General features: G+C 44.3%; 17 protein-coding genes. 6 read left to right on the top strand and 11 right to left on the bottom strand.

Going from position 1 to position 22,318, the window contains the following annotated elements:
- Positions 1-6 precede the first annotated feature (6 nt).
- The 3 genes from R7E78_RS07910 to R7E78_RS07900 all read left to right on the top strand — a co-directional run bounded on the left by R7E78_RS07910 (position 7) and on the right by R7E78_RS07900 (position 5,000).
- The gene (locus tag R7E78_RS07910; RefSeq protein ID WP_213891526.1) at positions 7-3,165 is read left to right on the top strand and encodes an efflux RND transporter permease subunit; all 3,159 of its coding nucleotides are present in this window, start codon (positions 7-9) and stop codon (positions 3,163-3,165) included.
- A gap of 324 nt (positions 3,166-3,489) precedes the next feature.
- Positions 3,490-3,756: a hypothetical protein gene (locus R7E78_RS07905; protein ID WP_005373876.1), complete on the top strand. Its 267-nt coding sequence runs from the start codon at positions 3,490-3,492 to the stop codon at positions 3,754-3,756.
- Positions 3,757-4,151: 395 nt separating this feature from the next.
- Positions 4,152-5,000, top strand: coding sequence for a DNAase (locus tag R7E78_RS07900; RefSeq protein WP_318057809.1), 849 nt, complete (start codon positions 4,152-4,154; stop codon positions 4,998-5,000).
- A gap of 496 nt (positions 5,001-5,496) precedes the next feature.
- Here R7E78_RS07900 and R7E78_RS07895 read toward each other — a convergent pair whose 3' ends face one another.
- The 9 genes from R7E78_RS07895 to R7E78_RS07855 all read right to left on the bottom strand — a co-directional run bounded on the left by R7E78_RS07895 (position 5,497) and on the right by R7E78_RS07855 (position 16,019).
- Positions 5,497-8,598, bottom strand: coding sequence for an efflux RND transporter permease subunit (locus R7E78_RS07895; protein ID WP_318057808.1), 3,102 nt, complete (start codon positions 8,596-8,598; stop codon positions 5,497-5,499).
- Complete coding sequence (locus R7E78_RS07890) at positions 8,595-9,923, bottom strand: efflux RND transporter periplasmic adaptor subunit (RefSeq protein WP_017633564.1); 1,329 nt, start codon at positions 9,921-9,923, stop codon at positions 8,595-8,597. Before R7E78_RS07890 ends, R7E78_RS07895 begins: the two co-directional genes overlap by 4 nt.
- Positions 9,910-10,566, bottom strand: coding sequence for a TetR/AcrR family transcriptional regulator (locus tag R7E78_RS07885; RefSeq protein WP_021707693.1), 657 nt, complete (start codon positions 10,564-10,566; stop codon positions 9,910-9,912). The genes R7E78_RS07890 and R7E78_RS07885 overlap by 14 nt, the downstream gene beginning before the upstream one ends.
- A gap of 192 nt (positions 10,567-10,758) precedes the next feature.
- Positions 10,759-11,418 carry an HAD family hydrolase gene (locus R7E78_RS07880; RefSeq protein ID WP_017819801.1) on the bottom strand — a complete coding sequence of 220 codons (660 nt, stop codon included), beginning with the start codon at positions 11,416-11,418 and terminating at the stop codon, positions 10,759-10,761.
- A gap of 2 nt (positions 11,419-11,420) precedes the next feature.
- Positions 11,421-12,440, bottom strand: coding sequence for an ABC transporter ATP-binding protein (locus R7E78_RS07875; RefSeq protein WP_318057807.1), 1,020 nt, complete (start codon positions 12,438-12,440; stop codon positions 11,421-11,423).
- On the bottom strand, positions 12,437-13,225 hold the full coding sequence (locus tag R7E78_RS07870; RefSeq protein ID WP_017633567.1) for an ABC transporter permease: 789 nt from the start codon (positions 13,223-13,225) through the stop codon (positions 12,437-12,439). The genes R7E78_RS07875 and R7E78_RS07870 overlap by 4 nt, the downstream gene beginning before the upstream one ends.
- A 2-nt stretch (positions 13,226-13,227) precedes the next feature.
- Positions 13,228-14,118, bottom strand: coding sequence for an ABC transporter permease (locus R7E78_RS07865; protein ID WP_033906313.1), 891 nt, complete (start codon positions 14,116-14,118; stop codon positions 13,228-13,230).
- A complete protein-coding gene (locus R7E78_RS07860; RefSeq protein ID WP_318057806.1) occupies positions 14,115-14,939 on the bottom strand; it encodes an alkaline phosphatase family protein in 825 nt (274 codons plus the stop codon). The genes R7E78_RS07865 and R7E78_RS07860 overlap by 4 nt, the downstream gene beginning before the upstream one ends.
- A 12-nt stretch (positions 14,940-14,951) precedes the next feature.
- Positions 14,952-16,019, bottom strand: a complete 1,068-nt coding sequence (locus tag R7E78_RS07855; RefSeq protein ID WP_318057805.1) for an ABC transporter substrate-binding protein — start codon at positions 16,017-16,019, stop codon at positions 14,952-14,954.
- Between the two features lie 210 nt (positions 16,020-16,229).
- Here R7E78_RS07855 and R7E78_RS07850 point away from each other — a divergent pair, with 210 nt between their 5' ends.
- Complete coding sequence (locus R7E78_RS07850; protein WP_005387087.1) at positions 16,230-16,958, top strand: UTRA domain-containing protein; 729 nt, start codon at positions 16,230-16,232, stop codon at positions 16,956-16,958.
- Between the two features lie 62 nt (positions 16,959-17,020).
- On the opposite strand, the gene R7E78_RS07845 is transcribed toward R7E78_RS07850, so the two are convergent.
- Positions 17,021-18,607: a BCCT family transporter gene (locus R7E78_RS07845; protein WP_005373846.1), complete on the bottom strand. Its 1,587-nt coding sequence runs from the start codon at positions 18,605-18,607 to the stop codon at positions 17,021-17,023.
- A gap of 303 nt (positions 18,608-18,910) precedes the next feature.
- Between R7E78_RS07845 and R7E78_RS07840 the strand changes: the two genes are divergently transcribed.
- The gene (locus R7E78_RS07840; protein ID WP_318057804.1) at positions 18,911-21,319 is read left to right on the top strand and encodes a beta-mannosidase; all 2,409 of its coding nucleotides are present in this window, start codon (positions 18,911-18,913) and stop codon (positions 21,317-21,319) included.
- Positions 21,320-21,420: 101 nt separating this feature from the next.
- On the opposite strand, the gene R7E78_RS07835 is transcribed toward R7E78_RS07840, so the two are convergent.
- Entirely contained in the window at positions 21,421-21,675 is a 255-nt protein-coding gene (locus R7E78_RS07835; protein ID WP_005387084.1) for a hypothetical protein, read from the bottom strand.
- A gap of 166 nt (positions 21,676-21,841) precedes the next feature.
- On the opposite strand from R7E78_RS07835, the gene R7E78_RS07830 reads away from it, so the two are divergent.
- Positions 21,842-22,201 carry a DUF6559 family protein gene (locus R7E78_RS07830; protein ID WP_042523269.1) on the top strand — a complete coding sequence of 120 codons (360 nt, stop codon included), beginning with the start codon at positions 21,842-21,844 and terminating at the stop codon, positions 22,199-22,201.
- Positions 22,202-22,318: the final 117 nt, after the last annotated feature.

The raw sequence follows: 22,318 nt of genomic DNA, 5'->3' as shown, positions 1-22,318 counted from the left end.
TTTGTCATGGAAGATACTAAACAAAAGGGCTTGATTGCCTATTTTGCGAATAACCCCGTCGCTGCCAACCTTTTGATGGTGTTCATCATTATCATGGGTGTGGTGAGTTTTCTCTTTATTCAAAGGCAGATGTTTCCGAATATTGAGGTGAACTACATTGATGTTCGTGCGACTTATCCTGGCGCTTCTCCTCAAGAGATAGAAGAGAGTATTCTCGTTAAGGTCGAGGAATCGATTAAAGACGTCACCGGGATTAAAAAAGCAGTCTCAACGGCCTCTAGAGGTAGCGCGTATGTTTCCATCGAGGTAGACGTTAATGCCGATATCAAGCGTGTCTTAGATGATGTAAACCAACGTATTGATACCTTGTCTAACTTACCAGCGGGTATGGAACCAATCAATGTCTACCAAGTTGAATGGCGCCAAGATGTAATCGAAATGGGGTTAGTTGGGGACCGACCGCTCGAGGAGCTTAAACCGCTTGCTAAGCAAATCGAAGATGAATTACTTCAGTTAGAAAACGTCATGCTGGTGTATCTGAGTGCGCCAGAAGAAGAAATAGCGATTGAAGTTGACCCACTTGTTCTTCGTAAATACGACCTTACGTTGAGCGATATCAGCAGCGCGATCAGCCGTTATTCAGCTAACTTTTCTGCGGGCGAAGTAAAAACAAATTCAGGGATGATTGCAGTAAGGATTGAAAACCAATACTACCGTGGTGATGAGTTTAGAAATATTCCAGTAAAGCTTGGCGCAAATGGAGCAAAGGTTCTGTTGCAAGATATTGCCACGATAAAAGATGGCTTTACGGAAGAAGAGCGCTATTTTGAATACTCAGGGCAAAATGCGATCTACATGTCTGTTGAAGCAACTCGTGACCAGAACATTATCCCTGTTGCACAGTCCGTTCGTAACTATATTGAAGCAAAAAACAAGACATTGCCGCAGGATGTTAAGCTCAAAGTCTTAGTTGATACGACTTATTATTTAAATGGGCGTCTCGACATGATGTTGAAAAACTTGCTGCAAGGCGCTGCATTAGTCGCGATTATGCTGACCATTTTCCTACGTTTCCGCTTGGCTATGTGGGTAATGATCGGCTTACCAGTGTGTTTCCTTGGTGCGGTGATGATGATGCCAGCTTTGGGTATTACAGTGAACATCGTCTCGCTGTTCGCTTTCATTATGGTGCTCGGTATTGTAGTTGATGACGCCATCGTGATGGGAGAGAGCGCTTACAGCGAAATTGAAGAAAAAGGTGGTGGCGTCGAAAACGTGGTTCGTGGTGTAAAACGTGTTGCCACACCAGCCACTTTCGGTGTGTTAACCACAATTGCTGTGTTTGCCCCTTTCTTGTTGTCTAGCGGTATTGATAGTGCCTTCTTTTATGGTATCGCGGGGGTCGTGATTCTTTGTTTGATCTTCAGTTTGATTGAATCGAAGCTGATCCTTCCTGCACACCTTGCGCATACCCATTTTAAACCAGTCAAACCTGGTGGATGGCGAGATCGTTTCAACCAACGTTTCTTCGGCTTTGTAAACGGTCCGTATCGTAACTTTGTAACAACATGCACCCATTGGCGCTGGACAGTGTTTGCGGTGTTCTGTGGTTTACTGCTGATCAGCGCGGCTTTGATCAACGCGAATTATGTTCGGATGATCCCTAACCCTAAAGTGCCGACCGACTATCCTGCGATCACTATTGAAATGAATGATACCGTTTCAAGTGAGCAGACAATCAGTGCACTCAAGACTATTGAACGTGTCATGCAAAAGATCGAATCTGAGACCATTGCAGAACATGGTCAAGGAATGATTCGTGATGTGCTGTCGTACAACAGAAGCCGCACCGAAGGTCGTGTATTAGTACCTTTGGTTGATGAAGAGTTACGCCCGTTCAATACATTTGAGCTGGCTCGACGTTGGCGTGAAGCTATGCCTGTTATTCCAGGTATGAAGAGCATCAAAATCCGCGAGCAGAGTGCGGGTGGTGGTGACAGAGATGAGTTTGGTTACTTGTTGTTTGGTTCTAACATCAATGAGCTCAACGAGGCTGGGCGTTACTTGATAGAGCGTTTACAGCAGGAAGAAGGGTTATATGATATTTCATCTTCTATTGATTCTGGAAGCAAAGAAGTACTCCTGTCTCTTGCGCCTGTAGCGTACGATCTCGGTCTGGATCTCACCATGATCGCAGAGCAAGTTGGTGGCAGCTTTTATGGTGGCGAAGCACAGCGCATTATTCGTGATGGTGAAGAAATTAAAGTTATGGTGCGTTACCCGCAACTGACGCGTGAAGCATTCTCATCATTGCGTTACGCTGTGATTACAACACCAGCAGGTAAGAAGGTCATGCTAGGTGATGTGGTGAAGATCAACGAGCAGCCGGGCGTGAGTAGCATTCGACGTGAAGGCGGGTATCAAACCGTTTATGTTTATGGTTCCATAGACGAAGAATTGGTTGAACCTCAAGAAATCGTTAAGGTCATTGACGACAATATCTTACCGGACATGAAGCAAGCCTTCCCAACTGTGAAAACAGAATTGGGCGGTGATATTGAAGAGCAGGCTGCGCAGCGTAATGAACAGATTTTGTTCTTTATTGCAGGCATGATCATCGTCTACATCTTGTTAGCTGTACCGTTAAAAAGTTATACCCAACCTTTGATTGTAATGTCCGTCATTCCGTTTAGTCTGACGGGGGCGATTTGGGGCCATTTCTGGCTAGGTTTAGACATCAGTATGATGTCGACATTTGGTTTGATCGCCGCTGCTGGCGTGGTTATCAACGACTCTCTGGTTATGACAGATTACGTAAACCAAGTGAGAGAAAGGGGTATGAACATCAAACAAGCGGTTGTTGAGGCGGGTTGTGCTCGTTTTCGAGCTATCACGCTCACCTCAATAACGACGTTTGCGGGTGTATTGCCGATAATGTTTGAAACGAGTTTGCAGGCGCGTTTTGTCATACCGATGGCTGTCGCTTTGGGCTTTGCGGTGTTGTACGCAACGGTTCTGACTTTAGTGTTGGTGCCTTGTTTGTATTTAATGCTTGAAGATATTAAAAATATTTTCAGATCCATTAAGAGGTTTATCCATCGTTTGATTAATCGTTTCAGAAAGTCGCCAGTGACGTCGAGCGTTGAAGCAAGCGTATCGAGTTAACAAGCTTGATGTTAACGATTAGGAGCAGCCTTCGGGCTGCTTTTTTGTTTCCGCATTTTGATTCAAAGTGATTTTTTAGTGGGCAGTTACGTAATTATCTGATGAGAAAACTGCCTGACAAAGAATTTCTAATATGTATGTTTCTAATGTTTTAAATTCGCATGGTTAATTTGACACTTGGTTAGCGAAATTTACCAGACGAAGATAACGTTGAATATGAGGTTTTGTTTAAGTTGTTGAAAAATAACAAAATAAAAGTTGGCATCGTATGTGCAATATATGAATTGTAATTAAAATTAACTGCTAATCCTCAAGGAGCTTATTATGAAAAGCGTATTTCTATCTACTCTAAGTCTTATTGCTGTAATGTCATCACCAATCGCTGCTGCTAACACTTTAGACAAAGAGGAGTGGAGCTCAGATTTACGTCAGGACTTTTCTGAAATGAAACATGAAGCTATAGCAGATATTCAGCAAATGAACATGGATGCCATTCACGCACGTGATGAGCGTATCGTGAAAAACATTAAAGATGAGCAAGAACAGTTAGTAAAGGTAACGTGCCACAAAGAGAAAGCAAGCAAGTCATAAACGCCGATAAAAGAGACTAACAGACGAAAATGAATCCAATACGAGTTCGGTGTTAGTTAGCAGTAAGCACTGACCTTGTTGCTCTACTTGCCAGCCTTTTAAGGCTGGCTTTTTTGTTTCTCATTTCATGGGTGGAGATCAGATCCTCAAGCTTATTATCAATAGTTGGCGTGTTTGATGAGCTATTGCTGGATGGAGCGGATGTAACTTTCAAAAGTGTAGATTTCAGTAAAGTGGAGGTGATGTTAGATATTTAAAATTTAGAAAAGATCCGCTCTCCTTTTTGACCTTCATAATACCTTAGTATGTGGCTTACCTTTACTTGAATTAGAACTCATATTGCAGGCTCTCGTTTAAAGGTATTGATGCATATTTGAAGAGTAAGAGATAGACATATGAGTTTTATTAAAATGTGTAAAGATGGTTTTAGAGGAAAGCCGGATTTCTCTGACTTATTACATAATGCGTTCCAGATAGATGACTTAGTGCTGTCATTTGAGTGTCCGAACAACATATATGAAGGACATGTATACCAGGATCTTGTTAATTTAGAACAGTTCGATGTTGAATCAAAAATAGAGAGGCATGAAAGGTTTGTAAAGTTAGCTACGGTATATTTTTTGTTTCAGAAGAAAATATTAAACCCTTTGCTTCCTATTAACAAACAAGGTGGATTATATATTAGGCTACGGGTTAAATCTACTGGAGAAGATATTGATAATATTAGTCAATTGTCCTCATTTTTAGAGAGAGAATATTATGATTTTTATCATGCCCCGGAGCAAAGTGAAGGCTCTATGAGGGGGTATCATACAGACTTGATGAAAGAATTGACTAAGCGTGCGAATAAACAATGGGGAGAAATTCCAGAAAGTGAAAACCGAAAAAGAGAAAAAGAAGAATATTTAATTAGAGGTTTCTTAAGTGGTTATCCACCAATAAAGTGTGAGATAGTTGAAGTTGGAAAAAACAAATACTCAAAATACTCAGAAGGTAATCTTAAGTATAAGAGTGAATTACGAAGAGTATACAATTTACCCATAAAAAATGAATTCTACCTGAGCATCGAGTTTTGGTATAAGTACGAATCGATGTTTGCTAAGCAGAAGTTTTTAGATTGGGTGAGAAGTGCGGATGAAACCTTTGAAAAAAAAGTATTGGAATTACTGGATTTGTCTCCGCTCATCGACTCGTATACGGCTGGAAAAACAGAGAGATTGAGCAAAGAAACTAACGCAGATTAAGCCCATTTCAGTGGGAAGAAAAAAGCCCGCGAAGAATGCTTTCACGGGCGAAAAAAGGGCACCAAATTGGGTGTCTATTCATTTTGGAGGTGGTCGAACGTCCATATAAAACTGACAATAGGCTTGGTGAGAGGCTTACCACCAGCGCGACCAACGAGGCTAAAGTTAACATTGTTGTAATGATTGTTAAAATGTTAATTCTTCAATCAATGTTTTCATTATCGTGAGTTTAAATTGTGAATGTGTTGCCTACGTGTATTTTTACTCTGTAAAATTCCGTTTTTGACAATAAGACATATTATAAATCTTGTGTTGGTTATTTGATTTGGTTATATAAAACTCAACATACTTAATTCTTAACTGTTCATATTCACACTTAATGAGACACAATAACTCTCTGTTTGTTAAGTGATTGTGTTTTTTAACGTGTTGGTGTTGAACAAAAAGCGACCTAAGCCGCTCTTGTTCATTTTGATAAGTTTACTTATCAGTCGTTTTAGATCTCTTCATGCTTATGGACTAGGCCGAAGTCAGCTAAAATGGCATACGCGGCAGGGATCATAAACAACACCAGAAGAGTGGATGCAAAGATACCAAACACGATGGAGATAACCAGTGGTTGGATAACCTGTGCTTGCAAACTGGTTTCAGTCAGTAACGGAAGCAAACCTGCTGCAGTGGTCATTGATGTTAGGAATACTGCTCTAAAGCGTTCCCGACTGGCTTTGACTACTGAGTCGTGCACATTATCCCCTTCATCGACATGATGGCGTATGTACTGAACTAACAGAATCGAGTCATTCACCACAATCCCCGCTAGTGAGACAAAGCCCATCATACTCGGCATACTTAATGAGTGACCGAGTAGGATGTGTCCCCATACCACGCCAATAAAGGCGAGTGGAATCGCAAGCATGACCACGAATGGTTCCAAATAACTGCGGAATTGGTAACTCAGAATCGCAAACACGCCAAACAAACCAAGCAAGAAGCCTTTACCCATTGATGCGCCAGTTTCAGCGGTATCTTTGGCTTCGCCTTCAAAATCAAAGCGAAGACCAGGATACTTTTGCATAAGCTTTGGCGCTTCATCTTGTTGGAACTGACGAATAATGGCGGTTGAGTTGGCTTTCGTATTGTCGATATCGCCGAATACACTCACTGTGCGCAAGCCATCAATGCGCTGGATTCTTACGTAATTACGTTGGAAATCCAAAGTCGCAATGGTCGCGAGTGGGATTTGACTGCCATCGGACAAGATAATTGGGAAGTTTGCCAATTGCTGTAAGTCACCAGCTTGTGCTTTATCGAGGCGAACTTCGATGGAAATGTTTTCTACCCCAACTTGGATTTCGTCTGCGGTTTGGCCAAAGAAAGCCGCACGTAACTGATTGGCGATGAGTTGGCCGTTAACCCCATAAGCTTCTGCCCCCGGACGCAGTTTAACTAAAACTTCTTCTTTACCCATACGCATGTCATCCAACACGCCATGGACACCGTCAAACTCATTCAAGTATTGCTGAATGTCGATAGAGGCAGCTTTGAGCGCATCCAGATCATCATGCTTCGCTCGAATTTCAATCGCTCGTCCACCCGGCCCCATGGTCGGTTGTTTAAATACCAGCGAGATAGGATCGGCAAGTTCACCGATGTCTTCGCGCCATGCATCGATAAATTCATCGATGAGTGTGTTACGACTCTCTGCACCCAGCAAATCCAGACGCACCGTGGCAATATGAGGGCCAGATTCATTCGCATCGGCGTTAGCGTTGAATTGACTGGTGATGTGTAGAACCAATGGATTGCCGTCTTCCACTTTCTCTGTCCATTCTTTATCTAGCTTTTGAGCGGAAGCGACGATCTTATCGACGACGGCTTCCGTTTGAGACAGAGAAGAACCCGGAGGAAGAATAATGCGCGCTTCTGCAATGTCGCCATCCAGTTCAGGGAAGGGTTGAAACTTGAGTAAACCACCTACTAACGTGGCTGCGGAGATAAGAAGCAAGGCAACCACACCACCCATAAAGGCATAGCGATACTCGACCACTTTATCCACTGCGTTGACCAAGGTGGTGTTGCGAAAGTTTTCAAAAGAAGCGAGCAGCTTTTGTTTGAACTTCGGTGTTTTTCGCTCTTGCTTTTGTTTGTGTAGTGAGTGAGAAAGGTGGTTAGGTAGAATCAAGAAGGCTTCCACCAAACTTAAACTCAGTACGAGGATCAGAACTTGAGGAACCGCTTTAAGTACCGCACCCATTTCACCTTGCAAAAATAACAAGCTACCGAAAATACACACCGTAGTTAAAAAGGAAGAGATGACCCCCGGCAGTACCTTTTTCACTCCTTTAGTTACGGCATCATCGATCTCTTCTCCTCGGTCTAGGTGAGCGGCAATCGATTCGGCAATAACGATGGCGTCATCCATCATGATACCGATGGCCATGAGTAACCCGACCAAAGACATGATGTTGATGGACAGGCCAAGTTGCGCCATCAAAAATAACCCACCTAAGAAGGCAACAGGTAAACCAGCTGCGACCCAAAAAGAGTAGCGAAAACTAAAGAACAACCACATGGTGGCGAAGACCAGAATGATACCTTGCCAACCGTTTTTGACCATCATGGTCAGGCGATCCCAAAGCACGGATGAAAGGTCATTGGTCATTTGTAGCATCACACCGTCTGGCGCGATGGCTTGTTGTTCTTCGACAAATTGAGCAACACGTTCTTTAATGCGCAGTGCATCGTCTTCTTTGTTTTTGCTGACTTTTAGTAGGGCAGAAGGGTGACCATCAAAGAGGACTTTCTGTTCGTCCAATTCAAATCGGTCGGTAATCGTCGCAATGTCTCTTAGACGGATGATTGACCCATTTGGACCAGAGCCCACGACGATAGTCTCAAGCTCTTCTGGCGTCACGCGTCGTTCGTCAAAGCGGATCAGAAAGTTCTTATCTGGCGTTTCGACATTACCACTTGGCAACTTGACGTTCTGACGACCAATCTGCTCAGCAATATCGCCAACACTTAAGCCAAGCTGTCGAATGGCTTGAGTGTCTAACTCTACTCGGTATTGGTGGTCAGAGAAGCCTGCAACTTCAACCAAAGACACATCATAATCGAGCTTTAATGTGCGTTTAAGTTGTTCTGCATAGGCTTTTAGCTCTGGCCATGTGGTGTCTGCAGTGATCGCGATATCCACAACTGGCTCATTCCAATCTAGCTCTTGGATCACAGGAGACTCAATTTCTTGTGGGAAGTCATTAATCGAGTTGATCTGGGTTTGAACATCAACCAGCATGCGGCCGATGTCGGCTTCTTCATTCAGTTTTAAGATAAGACGCGCAGAGCCTTCAATCGCTTCACATTGCGTTTCTTCAATGTTAGCAAGGCCATCAACAGCATCTTCCATTCGGACACAGATACTCTCTTCGACTTCTTGCGGGGAAGCTCCTGGGTAGACTACACCAGCTAGGATGTAGGGCGGATCAAACTCAGGAAAAGTTTCACGCTTAATCGTGGAAAGTGAAGAAATCCCCAATATCAGCAGCGTTAGCATCAGCAAGTTGGCTGCTGTTGGATGCTTGGCGAAGAATCGGATCATGAATCAGACTCCTCAATAGTGGCTTCTGACTGTTCAGGTGACTCTTTCAATAGCATGCCGTTAATTGCGGGCAGCAAATCGTTGATGATCAGCTTCTGACCTTGCTCTAGTTCACCATCGATCACCACTTGGTTATTGCGGCGATATAACACTTCAACCGTCACGACTTGCAGACGGTTGTCATCTCCCATCAGGTAAATCTTATCGCCATGAAGCGCACGCTCTGGGATGACCCAACTCGGGTTCTCTTGTCCCTCAATCAAGGCACGCACAAACATGCCGTTCACCAATGGAGGCGCAGACGTTGGGTTTAATGCACGGTAGTCTTGTTCAATTTCCAGAATCACACCGGCAGTCGCTTGGCTTGGATCAACCGTTTCACTGATGCGTGCAACTTTCGCAGGCCAGCTTGCAGAGAGGTTACCGCTGCTGAGTTCAATGTTGGCATGAATCGCATTCATATCAGGTTGTGGAATACCAGATTCATCGCGGACAAACTCACCGATGCTCGCCGCCAAAGTTTGCATGTCATGAATGGATAGTTGAGCTTCCACTTCCATGACATCAATACCATGTCCTGTCACCATGGTTTGTTGGAGGTTAACCACTTGCTTTTTCTCAATTTCTACGTCAGCAATACGCAAATCGTAAGGAAGCGTGATGATGGTTTTATCAAGCGAGCGTTCGGCCTCATCCACTTTTGATGCATTAACTTTAACTAGGGCTTCCGCGACTCGTTTCTCATCCGGCATCAAACCAATTTGATTTTCAATATCCAGCACTAATTTACGTTGAGAGAGCGCGCTTTGCTCTTGCTGATCTACATCCGATTGCGAGGTTAGGCCTTTTTTACGTAGGTTTTGTTTACGGTCTAACTCTTTGTTGGCGATAACCAGACGGTTGGCTTCTATCTTGAGTGTGCTTTTGAGATTCGCTTCTTCTTGGTTCAGCTTAGCCAGAGAGGTTTGAGCAGATTTGAGATCGGCTTGAGCTTGAACCAGTTTCAGTTCGTAATCGAGTGGGTCGATTCGCAAGATTTCTGTCCCTGCTTGCAACACTTGTCCTTTTTCCAGCTGCGGATGGCGGTAGACCACTTTCCCCGTCACTTCGGCTATCGCTTTCCATTCCACTTTTGGGGCGATCTTGCCAAACCCTATGGCTACTGGAGCAATGGCTTTGAGCTCAAGTGGAATCGTCTCGACCAACCGTGCACGATCTCCAGCGGGTTTTACGGGCAAATCTGGTTTGAGGCTAATCGCCAAAAACAGAATGACGACCCCCACCGCAAGAGCAGGAAAGAACAGCAGCTTTTTATTTATCTTCATATTGGTCGCCCGAGTCTAAAAATCCATGTTTCATCAGTTGTATGTTGTGTTCGAATAATCGGTTCAAGAAGGCTTCAGAAAGTTCAATGCCATGAATGGCGAGCAGTGCTGGTGGTGCCATAAAAGGAAATACCATCAAGCTGATGTAAGAGACGCGACAAAGTTGAGGGTCGGCGTCTTTTCGTAAAACGCCACTGTCGATCAACTTATCAAAGATCACGCCTTGCATTGGCTTACTGATATCTGCGAAGACTTTTTCGAGCAGTTTGCGTTGGGTTTCCGATGGGGGCATATTCATAACTTGGGCAACTAAGCGTGGGAACTGTGGTACCTTGATCATTTCGCGGTAGTAGGTGCGCATTAGATCGAGAAAGTTTTGCTCGTTACTGTTGGATACCAACGTCTGCATCTGCTTTTGCATCGGTGACAGTGTTTCGCGCAACATGGTCTCGAACAAGCCTTCTTTGTTGCCAAAGTAGTAACGAATCATCGCCACGTTCACGCCTGCTTTCTGCGCGACTAGGCGAGTAGAGACCTTGTCATAAGCCATAATGGTGAAGAGTTCGCGCGCGTGGAAAATCAGTTTTTCCCTTGCGTCGATATTATCTGTGGGTCTTCCCGCCCTTCGATGCGCTTCCGTCACAATCTTCTCTCAAAATATTAAACATTTGATTAATTATAAGACGCTGATTTCTCATGCGACATGTGAAAAATTAATCAGTATTTAATCAAGTGATTAATTTGTGAAGAAGAGAAGTAAAAAAGAGCAGAAAGAACTGCTCTTTGAACAAATAGAAAAGTATTTACTTAGGAAGAACGGTCTTGTGAGGCTATATCACCCCCAACTTAACACACTCCAATTCGGTCTGTTGGCGTGTTCTTTTAGTTGTGGGCATGGATTTACCAGATAAGCGTAGTTCGCGTATTCACAAAGTGGTAAATCGTTGATTGAATCGGTATAGAAATGGATTTCGGAATAAGGCTCAGGCTGATTTTCTAGCCACTGTTTTAATCGCGTGACTTTGCCTTCACGATAACTCGGGATACCGTCGATTTCAGCAGTATAACGGTTGTTTTTCTCGATTAAATCAATTCCGAGTGCGGTTGGAATATTAAGACGGCGACCAACGGCTTCCACCAAAAAAGTGACGCTGGCAGAGATGATAACCATATCTATACCATCACGAGACAGTTGCTCAATCAGGGTTTTGGCTTGAGGGAACTGTTTAGGCAAAATATGGCTTTCAACACATTCTTCAACCAAGGCGTTTACTTCTTCAATCGGCATGTTTTCTAGTGGCTTCATGGAGAACGCTAGGTAATCTTCCATGTCCATTTTGCCTTCAGAGTACAAGGCCATTAGACGCTGATCTTCCATAATAAATAAAGGATCAGTCGCGATGCCTCTCTCAACCATAAACTCGTTCCAAATCATTGCGCAGTCGCCGTTTATTAGGGTTTCATCCATATCAAAAACATACAAAGGTTTGGACATGTTTAGGCTCTCACTGGTTGAATTTCGTTTAGGTTAAAGAGTAGCTCTAGTTGGCTGCCATTCGCTAGTAAGCGTTCTGAAGAGCGATTAAGCAAGTCAACAGTGAGCTCACACTCTTCAACGTTCACTTGATAGCGAATAACATTACCTAGAAGCTGGTGGTTGGTGATCGTACCTACTTGTGGCGCTGAGATGTGGCAATCATATTGACGACCTTGCTCTTTTACATATATAGACTCTGGGCGAATCGCTACTTTCCATTCGGTATCAATGTTGAAGAGTTGCTTGGCTTTATTGGCCTCTACAAGGTTGTAGTGCCCCATGAAACCGGCCACAAACTCGTTAGCAGGATGAGTATAAATTTCTTCAGGTGTTCCTGCTTGAACAATTTCCCCTTTACTCATTAGGAAGATACGATCAGACATAATCATCGCCTCTTCTTGGTCATGAGTTACGAAGATAGTGGTGAGATTCATCTCTTTCTGAATGTCTCGGATTTGCTGACGAAGGTGTTTGCGTATTTTGGCATCAAGCGCAGAAAGTGGCTCATCAAGCAATAATATGCGAGGTTTCACCACCAACGCTCGAGCGAGTGCGACACGCTGGCGCTGACCGCCAGAAAGTTGATGCGGATAGTGTTTTTCTTTACCTGCCAGATCCACCAGTTTGATGACTTTAGCCACTTCACGTCGAATATCATCATTCGCAAGCTTTTTCATTTTTAAGCCAAATGCAATGTTGCCTTCGACGGTCATATTGGGAAACAGCGCATACGATTGAAAGACCATCCCAATACCACGCTCTTGCGGGACTTGATGCGTGATATCTTCTCCGTTTACCCAAATCTCGCCTCCATCGACAGGGTTAAGCCCAGCAAGGCTGCGAAGTAGTGTCGATTTACCACAACCGCTAGGGCCCAAAAGCGTAATGAATTCACCTTGCTCGATGTTAAAGTGAATATCCTCAAATACGGTGTTATCACCAAAACGTTTAGTTAGATTTTTCGCTGTTACGTAGCTCATTGTTTGACTCCTCGGCTGAAACGACTTGCCAACCAAGTCAGTAAAAAAATAAATAGGAAGTAGGTCATCACTAAGGCAGACGTAAAGTGGCCGCTCGTCTGACGCATGTTATACAAGTAGATTTGCAGGGTTTCATAACGTGTGCCGACTAAAATATTGGCGAACACAAACTCTCCCAATAGAAATGAAAATGAAAGGAAAAGCGATGCCATCAGTCCTTTTTTGAGGTTAGGTAAAATGACCATCAAAAACGCTTTGGTTGTGCTTGCTCCTAGCAAGTGTGCAGCGTCCATTAAATCGTTAAGGTTAATTGCTTCGAAGCTATTAGAAATCGCACGATACATGAACGGTAACGCTATGGTGAAGTAAGTACCTACTAGAATCCAAGGAGTACCGATAAGGGAGATTTCACTGTCAGCATAAAGTTGAAGCAAGCCGACGGAGGACACCACTGGTGGTACAGCGAATGGTAGCAAAATCAATACGTTCATGAGCTTATCGAGCTTCGGAAAGTAGTAAAACACCACGAATATCGCTGGCAGAACCAGAAGCACACTGAGGGTTAGCGAAGCAATACAAATAAACAGCGAACGCCCAAACGCTTGCAAAAAGCGTGGGTCGGTCAGCAATTTAACGTACCAATCAAAAGTGAAACCATCTGGAAGCACCGTGGCACCCCAGCGTGATGAAAGCGAATAGACAAAGGTCGCTAAAATCGGGATGAGCATGATCCCAACAATGGAATAAACCACCGTTTTATGGAATCGAGTATTAACGTTGTTCATGACTACTTCCTACCTGCATAGCTTTTCGAAATGAGCCATTGGTTAATCACTGTGATAAAGGCAAGTAACGCCATTAGAATCACCGAAATTGCAGCGGCGAGATTAGGTTCAAGGAACAGGTCTCCCGATACCAGACTCGCAATTCGAATTGTGATGACGTTATAGTTACCGGAGGTCAGCGCATAAACACTCGCATATGCGCCAATTGCGTTGGCTATTAAGATAATAAAGGTACCGAATAAGGCTGGTGAGAGCACTGGCAGCGCGATTTTCGCCCAATACTGTGATGTTTTGGCTCCCAGTAGCGCAGCAGCTGCTTGCCAATCATCACTCAACGCATCGAACGCAGGGTAGAGCAACAACACCGCCAGCGGGATTTGGAAGTAGATGTAAATGGCCAGCAGGCCCCATTTACCATAAAGGTCGAAATCACCGAGTAAGCCATACTGCTTGAGCAAAAGGGTAATCGCCCCATTGGTGCCCAAAATAATAATAAAAGCGAATGACAGAGGTACGCCTGCAAAGTTGCTGCTCATGTTCGTAAACGCAATCACACCGTCGCGGACTTTAGAATCGACTCTACGTAGAGAAGAGACCAACAGAGTCGCAATGGCTAAGCCAAAAATGCTCGACCATATGGCTAACCACAAACTGTTGCCAAACGCCTGCATCATAAAGGCGGAGTCGAGCACTTCAATGTAGTTATCGAAGGCAAACTCGCCATCGTAGATAAAGCTGTTTAACAGCACCCAAATCATCGGTGCGAGTTGAAATAGGTAGAAAAACAGCGCGAAAGGCACCAACCAAATGGCTGGCTTAAAGCGCTTTAACCAAGTACTTGCCAAATTTGAGCGTGATTCGCTAGAGCTTGGGGAGAGGACTGAACTGCTCATAGTGCTAACAATTCCTGAGTGTATGGCTTCGTGTGGTCAAGGTTTAGCAATTGACAAACGGTGCCACAAATATCAGTTTGCTTAATATGACAATCTTGATGGGTAAACTTATCACCAATGACAAACAGGGGAACTTCTCGTTCTTCAGGTAAAATCCCACCGTGAGAAAGATCGTTGTTCATGCCATGATCGCTGGTCACAATGATTTGATACCCATCAGCAAGCCATTGATCGATGTAGTTGGAAAGAATAATATCTGCACCTCGCGCACAATTACGGTATTGGCGAGAGTCTAGGCCAAACTTATGTCCTGTATCGTCGATATTCATCGGATGGATCAATAAGAAATCAGGTTTATAGTTTCGACGTAAATACTCTGCGTCCAGGAACAAGGCTTCATCAGGATAATGATCCCAATGGTAAAAGCAGCCGTGCTGGATATTCAGGGTTTCATCATGCGTGAAACGATCGCGAACAGGTTCAAATGGCGCGCGATTATAAAGCTCACTTACCCAGTGGTAGGCAGCCGCAGCGGTCACTTTTCCTTGGGCTTTTGCCAAACTGAAAATGGAATCGTGTTTGGATAGACGAACGATATTGTTGTTTACGATGCCGCTTTCTACAGGGCGAACGCCCGTTAAAATGCACTCATAAAGTGGGCGAGACATAGAGGGTAGCTCACACTGCACAGGATAAAGCGTTGCGCGAGTTTCTTGTTGGGAACGACTTTGTTCTAGAAGACCATTGAGGTAGCCCATGCAATCACGGGCTACCTGATAGTTCAGTCCATCTAGAACAACAAGGATGACCTTATTGCTCATAACGACTTACTCTTATTGCTGGTGGATTAAGACACTTTCTTGCCATTGACGTGGCAGCTTACGTGCGGACTTTTCCCAAGCTGAGAAGTCAGTCACTGGGTGAACATTGCTGTATTGGTCATTAGCAATTAGCTTGTCTTGCACTGCTTGAGGCAGTGTGATGTTGGTGCGGATTGGACGCGCATAACCTTCTGCTAAGTTGATTTGCCCTTGATCGCTGAAGATGTATTCACGAGCAAGCTTTGCTGCATTAGGGTTCTTCGCGTATTTATTGATTATGGTTGTATAACCAGAAATCACAGAGCCATCTTGAGGAATGCTCACTGTAAAGCGGTCGCGGTCAATTTTGTCGCGGTAGTTCAATGCATTGAAGTCCCACATGATCGCCACTTCCACTTCGCCTTTTTCTAGGTTGGCGATGTTCGGATCGGTAAATGAAAGACGACCTTGCTTCGCGAGTTCAGAAAAGAATTTGAGCGCAGGCTTGAGGTTGGATTCGTCCCCACCGTTGGCGAACGCTGCGGCGAGAACCGCGTTGTTTGCCTGTGCTGCTACGCCTACGTCACCTACGGTCACTTTGTAGTCGCCTTTTAATAGGTCATCCCACGTTTTTGGCGCGTCTTTTACGAGGTTATTGTTGGAGATAAAAGAAATAGTGCCAGTGTAAGCAAGTGCCCAATGACCATCTTCGTCTTTTGCCCAATCTGGGATGTCATTCCAAGTTGTTGGTTTATATGGCTGAGTGACGCCTTTTTTAACCGCTACACGTGCGAAGGCAAAGCCTACGTCACCAATGTCTGCGGTCGCGTTTTTCTTCTCAGCTTCGAATTTTGCGATTTCTTGAGCCGAGCTCATATCCGTGTCTTGGTGCTTAAGGTTGTAATTTGACTTTAAATCAGCCCAAGTGTCTTTCCAGTTTGCCCAACTGTCAGGCATACCCACACTGTAAACCGCCCCTTCTTTTTGTGCTGCTGCTACCAAAGATTCAATATCGGCTTCTTTCGCTACTGTTGGCGTAGCGAGTGTTACCGCAATGATTGCCGCTGGTACGGTAATTGAACGACTTAGCAAAGTTTTCATTGTCTCCATCCTTCTGGACTAGGTCAGTAAGTTCGCTTTGTATGCTATGGATGGAATGTGACGATTTAGCGCAAGTAATTTGACAGTTTTACTGATTTTATATGGCACTTATATTTCATACGTTCAGTATGTGTTCTGTTGATTAATGTCATATTTTTGTTACGTAAACGCCTTATGTTATTCGTCAAATTATCCTTGGACTAGATCAGAATGAGAGCGACAGGCACCGGACAATTTGGTACCCAATTAGGAAAAATTAGAAGCAGCTTAAAACAGCAGATTCTTTCCGGCATCATGTCGGAAGGACAAAAACTGCCGTCAGAGAGAGAGCTCAGTGAGCTGTTTTCTACGACTCGAATCACTATCAAAGATGCGTTGGTGTCTTTGGAAACGGAAGGTCTTATTTATCGAGAAGAGCGCCGGGGTTGGTATGTATCTCCTGAGCGTATCTGTTACAACCCGTTGTCTCGTTCTCACTTCCATCAGATGATTCGAGAGCAGCATCGTATTGCAGAAACTAAGCTACTCAACGTGCGAAGTGAAATGGCCGCAGGTGAGTATGCCAAATCGTTAGAGGTGGAGCGAATTACCCCAATTTATGTGATTGAACGGTTACGTTTTATTGATGGGCGAGCGGTATTGTTTGTTGAGAACGTGCTCAAAGCGGCACTGTTTGAGGGGATATTGTCTGAGAACCTCACAATGTCCCTGACGGGCATTTATCGTGAGAAGTATGGTTACGAGACAAAGCGCTCTCGTTTTGATGTGATTCCCACGTCAGCTCCTGCTCATGTCGCTAAGGCGTTGAACCTAGCTGAAGGACAACCCGTTCTGAAAATTCGGCGGGTAAACTACAAACAAGATGGGCATTTAATGGACTGCGAATTCGAGTATTGGCGTCCAGACGCAGTGATGATTCGCATTGATAGCGTAGGATAAAGCGCAGAATTAAAAAGAGCCCAATGAAGGGCTCTTTTTCGCATATTGGTTAGAGAGGCGGTTTAAACGAGGCCTTGCTCTTTTGCCATTCTGCTTGCGATGCCGGGTGCTTTCCAAATGCTTGGCAGCAAAATGAAAGACACAGGCACGGCAGTAATTACAATGAAAGACTGCAATGCAGAAATACCACCAGAGCCCATTGAGATAAGCGCAATAGCGACAATACCCATAATCAGCCCCCAGAACGAGCGAATCACTGCGTTTGGTTCTGTTGAGCCCGTCATCACTACACTGATTGTGTAAGTCATCGAGTCACCCGTCGTCACGATAAATGTTGTCGTTAAGATCAGGAACAGAACCGAAATGATCATTGGGTAAGGTAATTCACCAGTAATCGCTAGCAGTGCTGCAGGCAAGTTAAAGCCTTCAAACGCAGATGAAATCAAACCAGGGTTATCAAGTTCAAACGCAAGGCCACTGCCACCAACGATACTAAACCAGAAGCAAGTAATCAGCGGTGCCGCGATGCTAATAGACATGATTAATTGGCGAATTGTACGACCACGAGAGATACGAGCAATAAAGATCGCCATCATTGGGCCATAACCGATAAACCAACCCCAGAAGAATACTGTCCACCAGCTTAGCCAGCCTGTATCACCACGGTAAAGTGCCATAGGGAAGAAGTTATCCACCATACGACCAACGCCTTGCACGTAGCCATCAACGATAAAGCTTGTCGGCCCGAAGAACAGGATGTAACCAATTAACAGTACAGACAAAATGATGTTGTAACGACTGACGATTTGAATACCCTTGCTCAAACCGCTCAGTGCGGAAAGGGTATACATCAGGATCGCCGCCATAATAACCATACTTTGCGTTACGAACGTATCTGGCAGGCCAAACAATGAGTTTAGCGCGTAGCTAATTTGTAAACCTAAGAAGCCGATAGGACCGATGGTTCCTGCTGCTACTGCAATGATGCTACATGCGTCAGCAACATCACCAATCCAGCCTTTAATGGCTTTATCACCAAAAACAGGGTAAAGCAGAGTACGCGGCTTAAGAGGCAGGCCTTTATCGTAATGCAAGTGCATTAAGACAATGGAAGATAGACCACCAAGGATCGCCCAAGCTAAGAAGCCCCAGTGCATAAAAGACTGAGATAGGGCATTGATTGCGGCAGTTTTCGGTGAAGCTTCCCCGTATAGAGGCGGAGCAGTCACAAAGTGGGCGATAGGCTCAGCTGCGGCCCAGAACACACCACCACCTGCAAGTAGAGTACAGAGTACGATTGACAACCACTTAAAGTTATCAATATCAGGTTTCGCTAGACCACCTAGGCGCACATAACCAGTGCGACCAAACGCAAGAGCCAAACCAATTAGGAAATTCAGAAGAAGCAGTACTTGCCAGTAAGCTCCGAAATATTTAGTAGCAAAGCCGAAGCCGGTGTTAACCATTGCGGTTAGAGAGTCGGTATTCGTTAGAGCAAGTAAAACGAATAGAGTGAGGAAGCTACCACTTAACCAAAAGACAGGATTGGTGAGTTCGAGGCGCTTGAGTAAAGATGGGGGATGAATAGCAGAATAGTCAGCATCCTGAATAGGCGCTGTGTGGGAGGCGGCATTCGTCATATTTGACATAATTACTTCGCTTTTTAGGGCTATGAAGCCGTGCATTTCCCCTCACATCGTTTCAACGAAAAGTGTGAGGATGTTCAAAAAGCCGATGATGTTAACATGTCGAAGTTGCAAATATAACCTTAGATTTCGATTAATTTTTAACAGGTTAGCCAAGTTGCTGATTTTTGGGTAGAGATCAAAAGAAAGAGTTTTTACGTGAAATGCACCGCATTTCGTATGTAATTAACATTTCCATTATTTTTGCATGGGATTGTCAGGATTACATTGAGAAAACATGTTTTTCCCAAGCTAAGGTTTAACTCGATGGCTCACTTCGAACTTAACGGGCAGTGGATGCTTACCTCGCCACAGCGTCCCAATCTTGAAATTCCAATGTTTATTCCGGGCGATAATGTGTCGGCGCTTTTACAAGCAGAGCAGATTCCAGATCCTTATTTTGCCGATAATGAAAACAAAGTTCGATGGATTGAAGAGTGTGAGTGGCATATCTCACGTGAGTTTGACGTCGACGCGTTTACGTTGTCTGCCAAGCAAATTTGGATGACGCTAACTCGTGTCGATACATTGGCAACCTTCTATGTTAATGGTGAGTTAGCACTAACTTGCAGCAACATGTTTACCCAGCAACGTGTGGATATTAAACCGCATTTAAAGCAAGGTACTAACACGATTCGGGTTGAGTTTGCTCGGGTGGATTTAGAAGGTATCGCAAGAGCAAAAAAACTGCCATTTCCTATTCCATCGGCAATGGGCAACAACCAAATTCCACACATGAACTTGATCCGCAAAACACAATGCCATTCCGGATGGGACTGGGGCATTTGCTTGATGGTATCGGGTATTTACGACCCCATTCAAATCGACATTGTGAATGAGCTTTGGCTCAAAGGCTTCTCGACAGAGCAGCAATGGCAAGCCGATGGGAGTGTGTTTCTTGATGTAGTAGTTGAAGTGGAAACGGACAGTCAACGCCATGAAGTGATGGTTGAATTTAATGGTGAGCGTCAATGTATTCAAACAAAAGGAAGTGGTCACTATCATTGCCAGTTCCACATTTTGGAGCCTCAACGCTGGTGGCCATCGGGTTATGGCGAAGCGTATCTCTATCCCATTACCATTTCTTGCAGAGAGCAAAAGTTAACGCACAACATTGGTTTGCGTCAGTTAACCCTAAATAACCAAGCTGATGAGCACGGCTCTGCAATGGAATTTATCGTCAATGGCGTACCGATTAATGCTAAAGGTGCCAACTGGATCCCTATTGACGCAATGCCGGGGCGAGAGTACGAAACACGTTATCGCAACCTTTTGCAAAGTGCGGTTGACGCCAACATGAACATGATTCGCGTATGGGGCGGTGGTCAGTACGAGAGTGAAACCTTTTATAACCTTTGTGATGAACTTGGCTTGTTGGTGTGGCAAGACATGATGTTCGCCTGCTCGTTGTACCCATCAAACGACGAGTTTTTAAAAGACGTAGAAGAAGAACTTAGATTCCAAATCCCGAGGCTTAAGAAGCACCCATCAATCGCACTTTGGTGTGGTGACAATGAAGTGATTGGAGCTATTGGTTGGTATGACGAATCTAAGCGCAGCAAAGTCAAATACACGGTTAACTACGATCGCCTCAACCGCATGATTGAGAAGGAGATTACCGAGCAAGATAGCACTCGCCGTTTCTGGCCAAGTTCCCCATGTAATGGTGAACTGGATTTCGGTGATGCGTGGCATGATGATAGTAAAGGCGATATGCACTTTTGGGACGTTTGGCATTCAGGAAAATCATTCAGTGCCTACCTTGACGTGAATCCTCGTTTTTGCTCTGAGTTTGGTTTTCAATCTTGGCCATCTTTTGCTGAAGTTAAGCGGTTTGTCCCTGAGCAAGACTGGAATATTACATCCCCAACTTTCGAACAACATCAGAAGAACCCTCGAGGTCATAGTATTATCACAGAGATGTTCACGCGCTATTTTCGTTTTCCCTCTGGATTTGAGAGCATGCTGTATTTAAGTCAAGTTCAGCAGGCAATCGCGATCAAAACTGCATGCGATCATTGGCGTGCCATTTCTCCAGTTTGTCGCGGCATGCTGTACTGGCAACTCAACGACAATTGGCCTGTCAGTTCTTGGTCTAGTTTGGAATACAGTGGTCGATGGAAGCAGTTGCACTACCATGCAAAACGCTTTTTTGCGCCGCAGTATTTGGTATTTTCCGAGCATACAGGCGAGTTGAGCCTACATTTGCTCAATGATGCCAAAGAGTCCGCAAGCGTCAACGCACTGCTTAAGTGGGTAGATTGGCAAGGGGAAGAAAAGCAATGTTGGAGCTTAGAACAAACAGTCATAGCAGACAGCAATACGATTTTGTGGCAGTTGGATGAATTGATCGAGAAGGATGAACTTACGTCAGGCTTCTTCTATGTTGAAGCGCAAATCGGTGAAGACAGAATAAGCAACACATGGTTTAGTACTCACGAGCTAAAAACCTTGCCGATAGCGAAAGCCAATATAGATGTCTCTATTGAAGGGAGGCGAATTACATTGATTGCGGATAAGCCTGCGTTTTTTGTTCATTTGGAGAGTGATGCTGATGGAAGATTCAGTGACTCCAGTTTTACTCTGTTGGTCAACGTTCCAATGACGGTTGAGTATTTAGGTGATGATGTTTCAGGTATGCAGCAGTCGTTGAGGGTATGCCACCTTAATGATTAAAGTGGGCATAGAACATCTATATGCTGATAACTAAAAAGGGAGCGTTTGCTCCCTTTTTAGTTACCAAGTATCCGTTATTAAGCTCAGGTTGAGACAGAAGACTATTTAAGTTTCTGATGGACCCGATAGCTAACGACAAAGCCAATGTAGAATAGTGCAGCAAGAGTAATCACTGCCGTCGCGTACGCCAGCAGGCTGTTTAACCCTAAACCAAAAGCCAAAGTGAAGGCGATACCATGAATGGCTTCCGCAGGGATTCGGTACCAAGCAGCGTGGACGGAAGATCCGAAGAGGATAAAGGTACTAAGTAAGACAATCGTGCCGCCTATAAAGCCGACCCATCTGCTGTTGTTCATGTTGCAGTCTCAGGGGTTACCGAGGTAACGTAACAAAATATTTCAGAATCGTATTATACAACCGATCATCGCGAAAAGCGCTAGAGAAATTTCGCGGATAAAACAGAGTGTTTTAATTCGAACAAAAGAATACGACATAGCCAACTTAATACAGGAATAACAAAACATGTTGAGATTTATACAACGTCGCCGCATTAAGAAAGTGATTAAACTAATGAGTACCAGATTGGTGGTGGGATACGGCAGTCGTGACTACTTTTCGGTTGGTCAGGTAAAGACGAGCACCAGCGAGTTAAGCGCGTGCCAACAAAAAATTGCGTTGGCATTATATGCGGATCCGCAAGATCTTGATTTGGAAAATCAACCAGAGTTGCAAGCAATACGCTCAGACGTGGCGCATGATTTCTTTTCTGGTGCCGATTATACCGCTCAAGATGTACTTAATTTACTCGGCTCTGGTGGCTGGAAAGGTGGCCGAATGGAAGATGGAATGTCTCATCATTTTGGTATGCACAGTCGCTATTAAAAACATGCGTTACTTTTATAAATTCGATAAATATTTTTGCTGTTAAAGATTAATTAAATTTTCTTTCAATTGGGTAACAATTACCTAATTATGCACCCGAATCCCAGCGCGTCGCTG

The organism is Vibrio sp. YT-19(2023), assembly GCF_033337395.1.
Note: the sequence above shows the minus strand (reverse complement) of the source record. Positions and strands in the feature narration are given on the sequence as shown.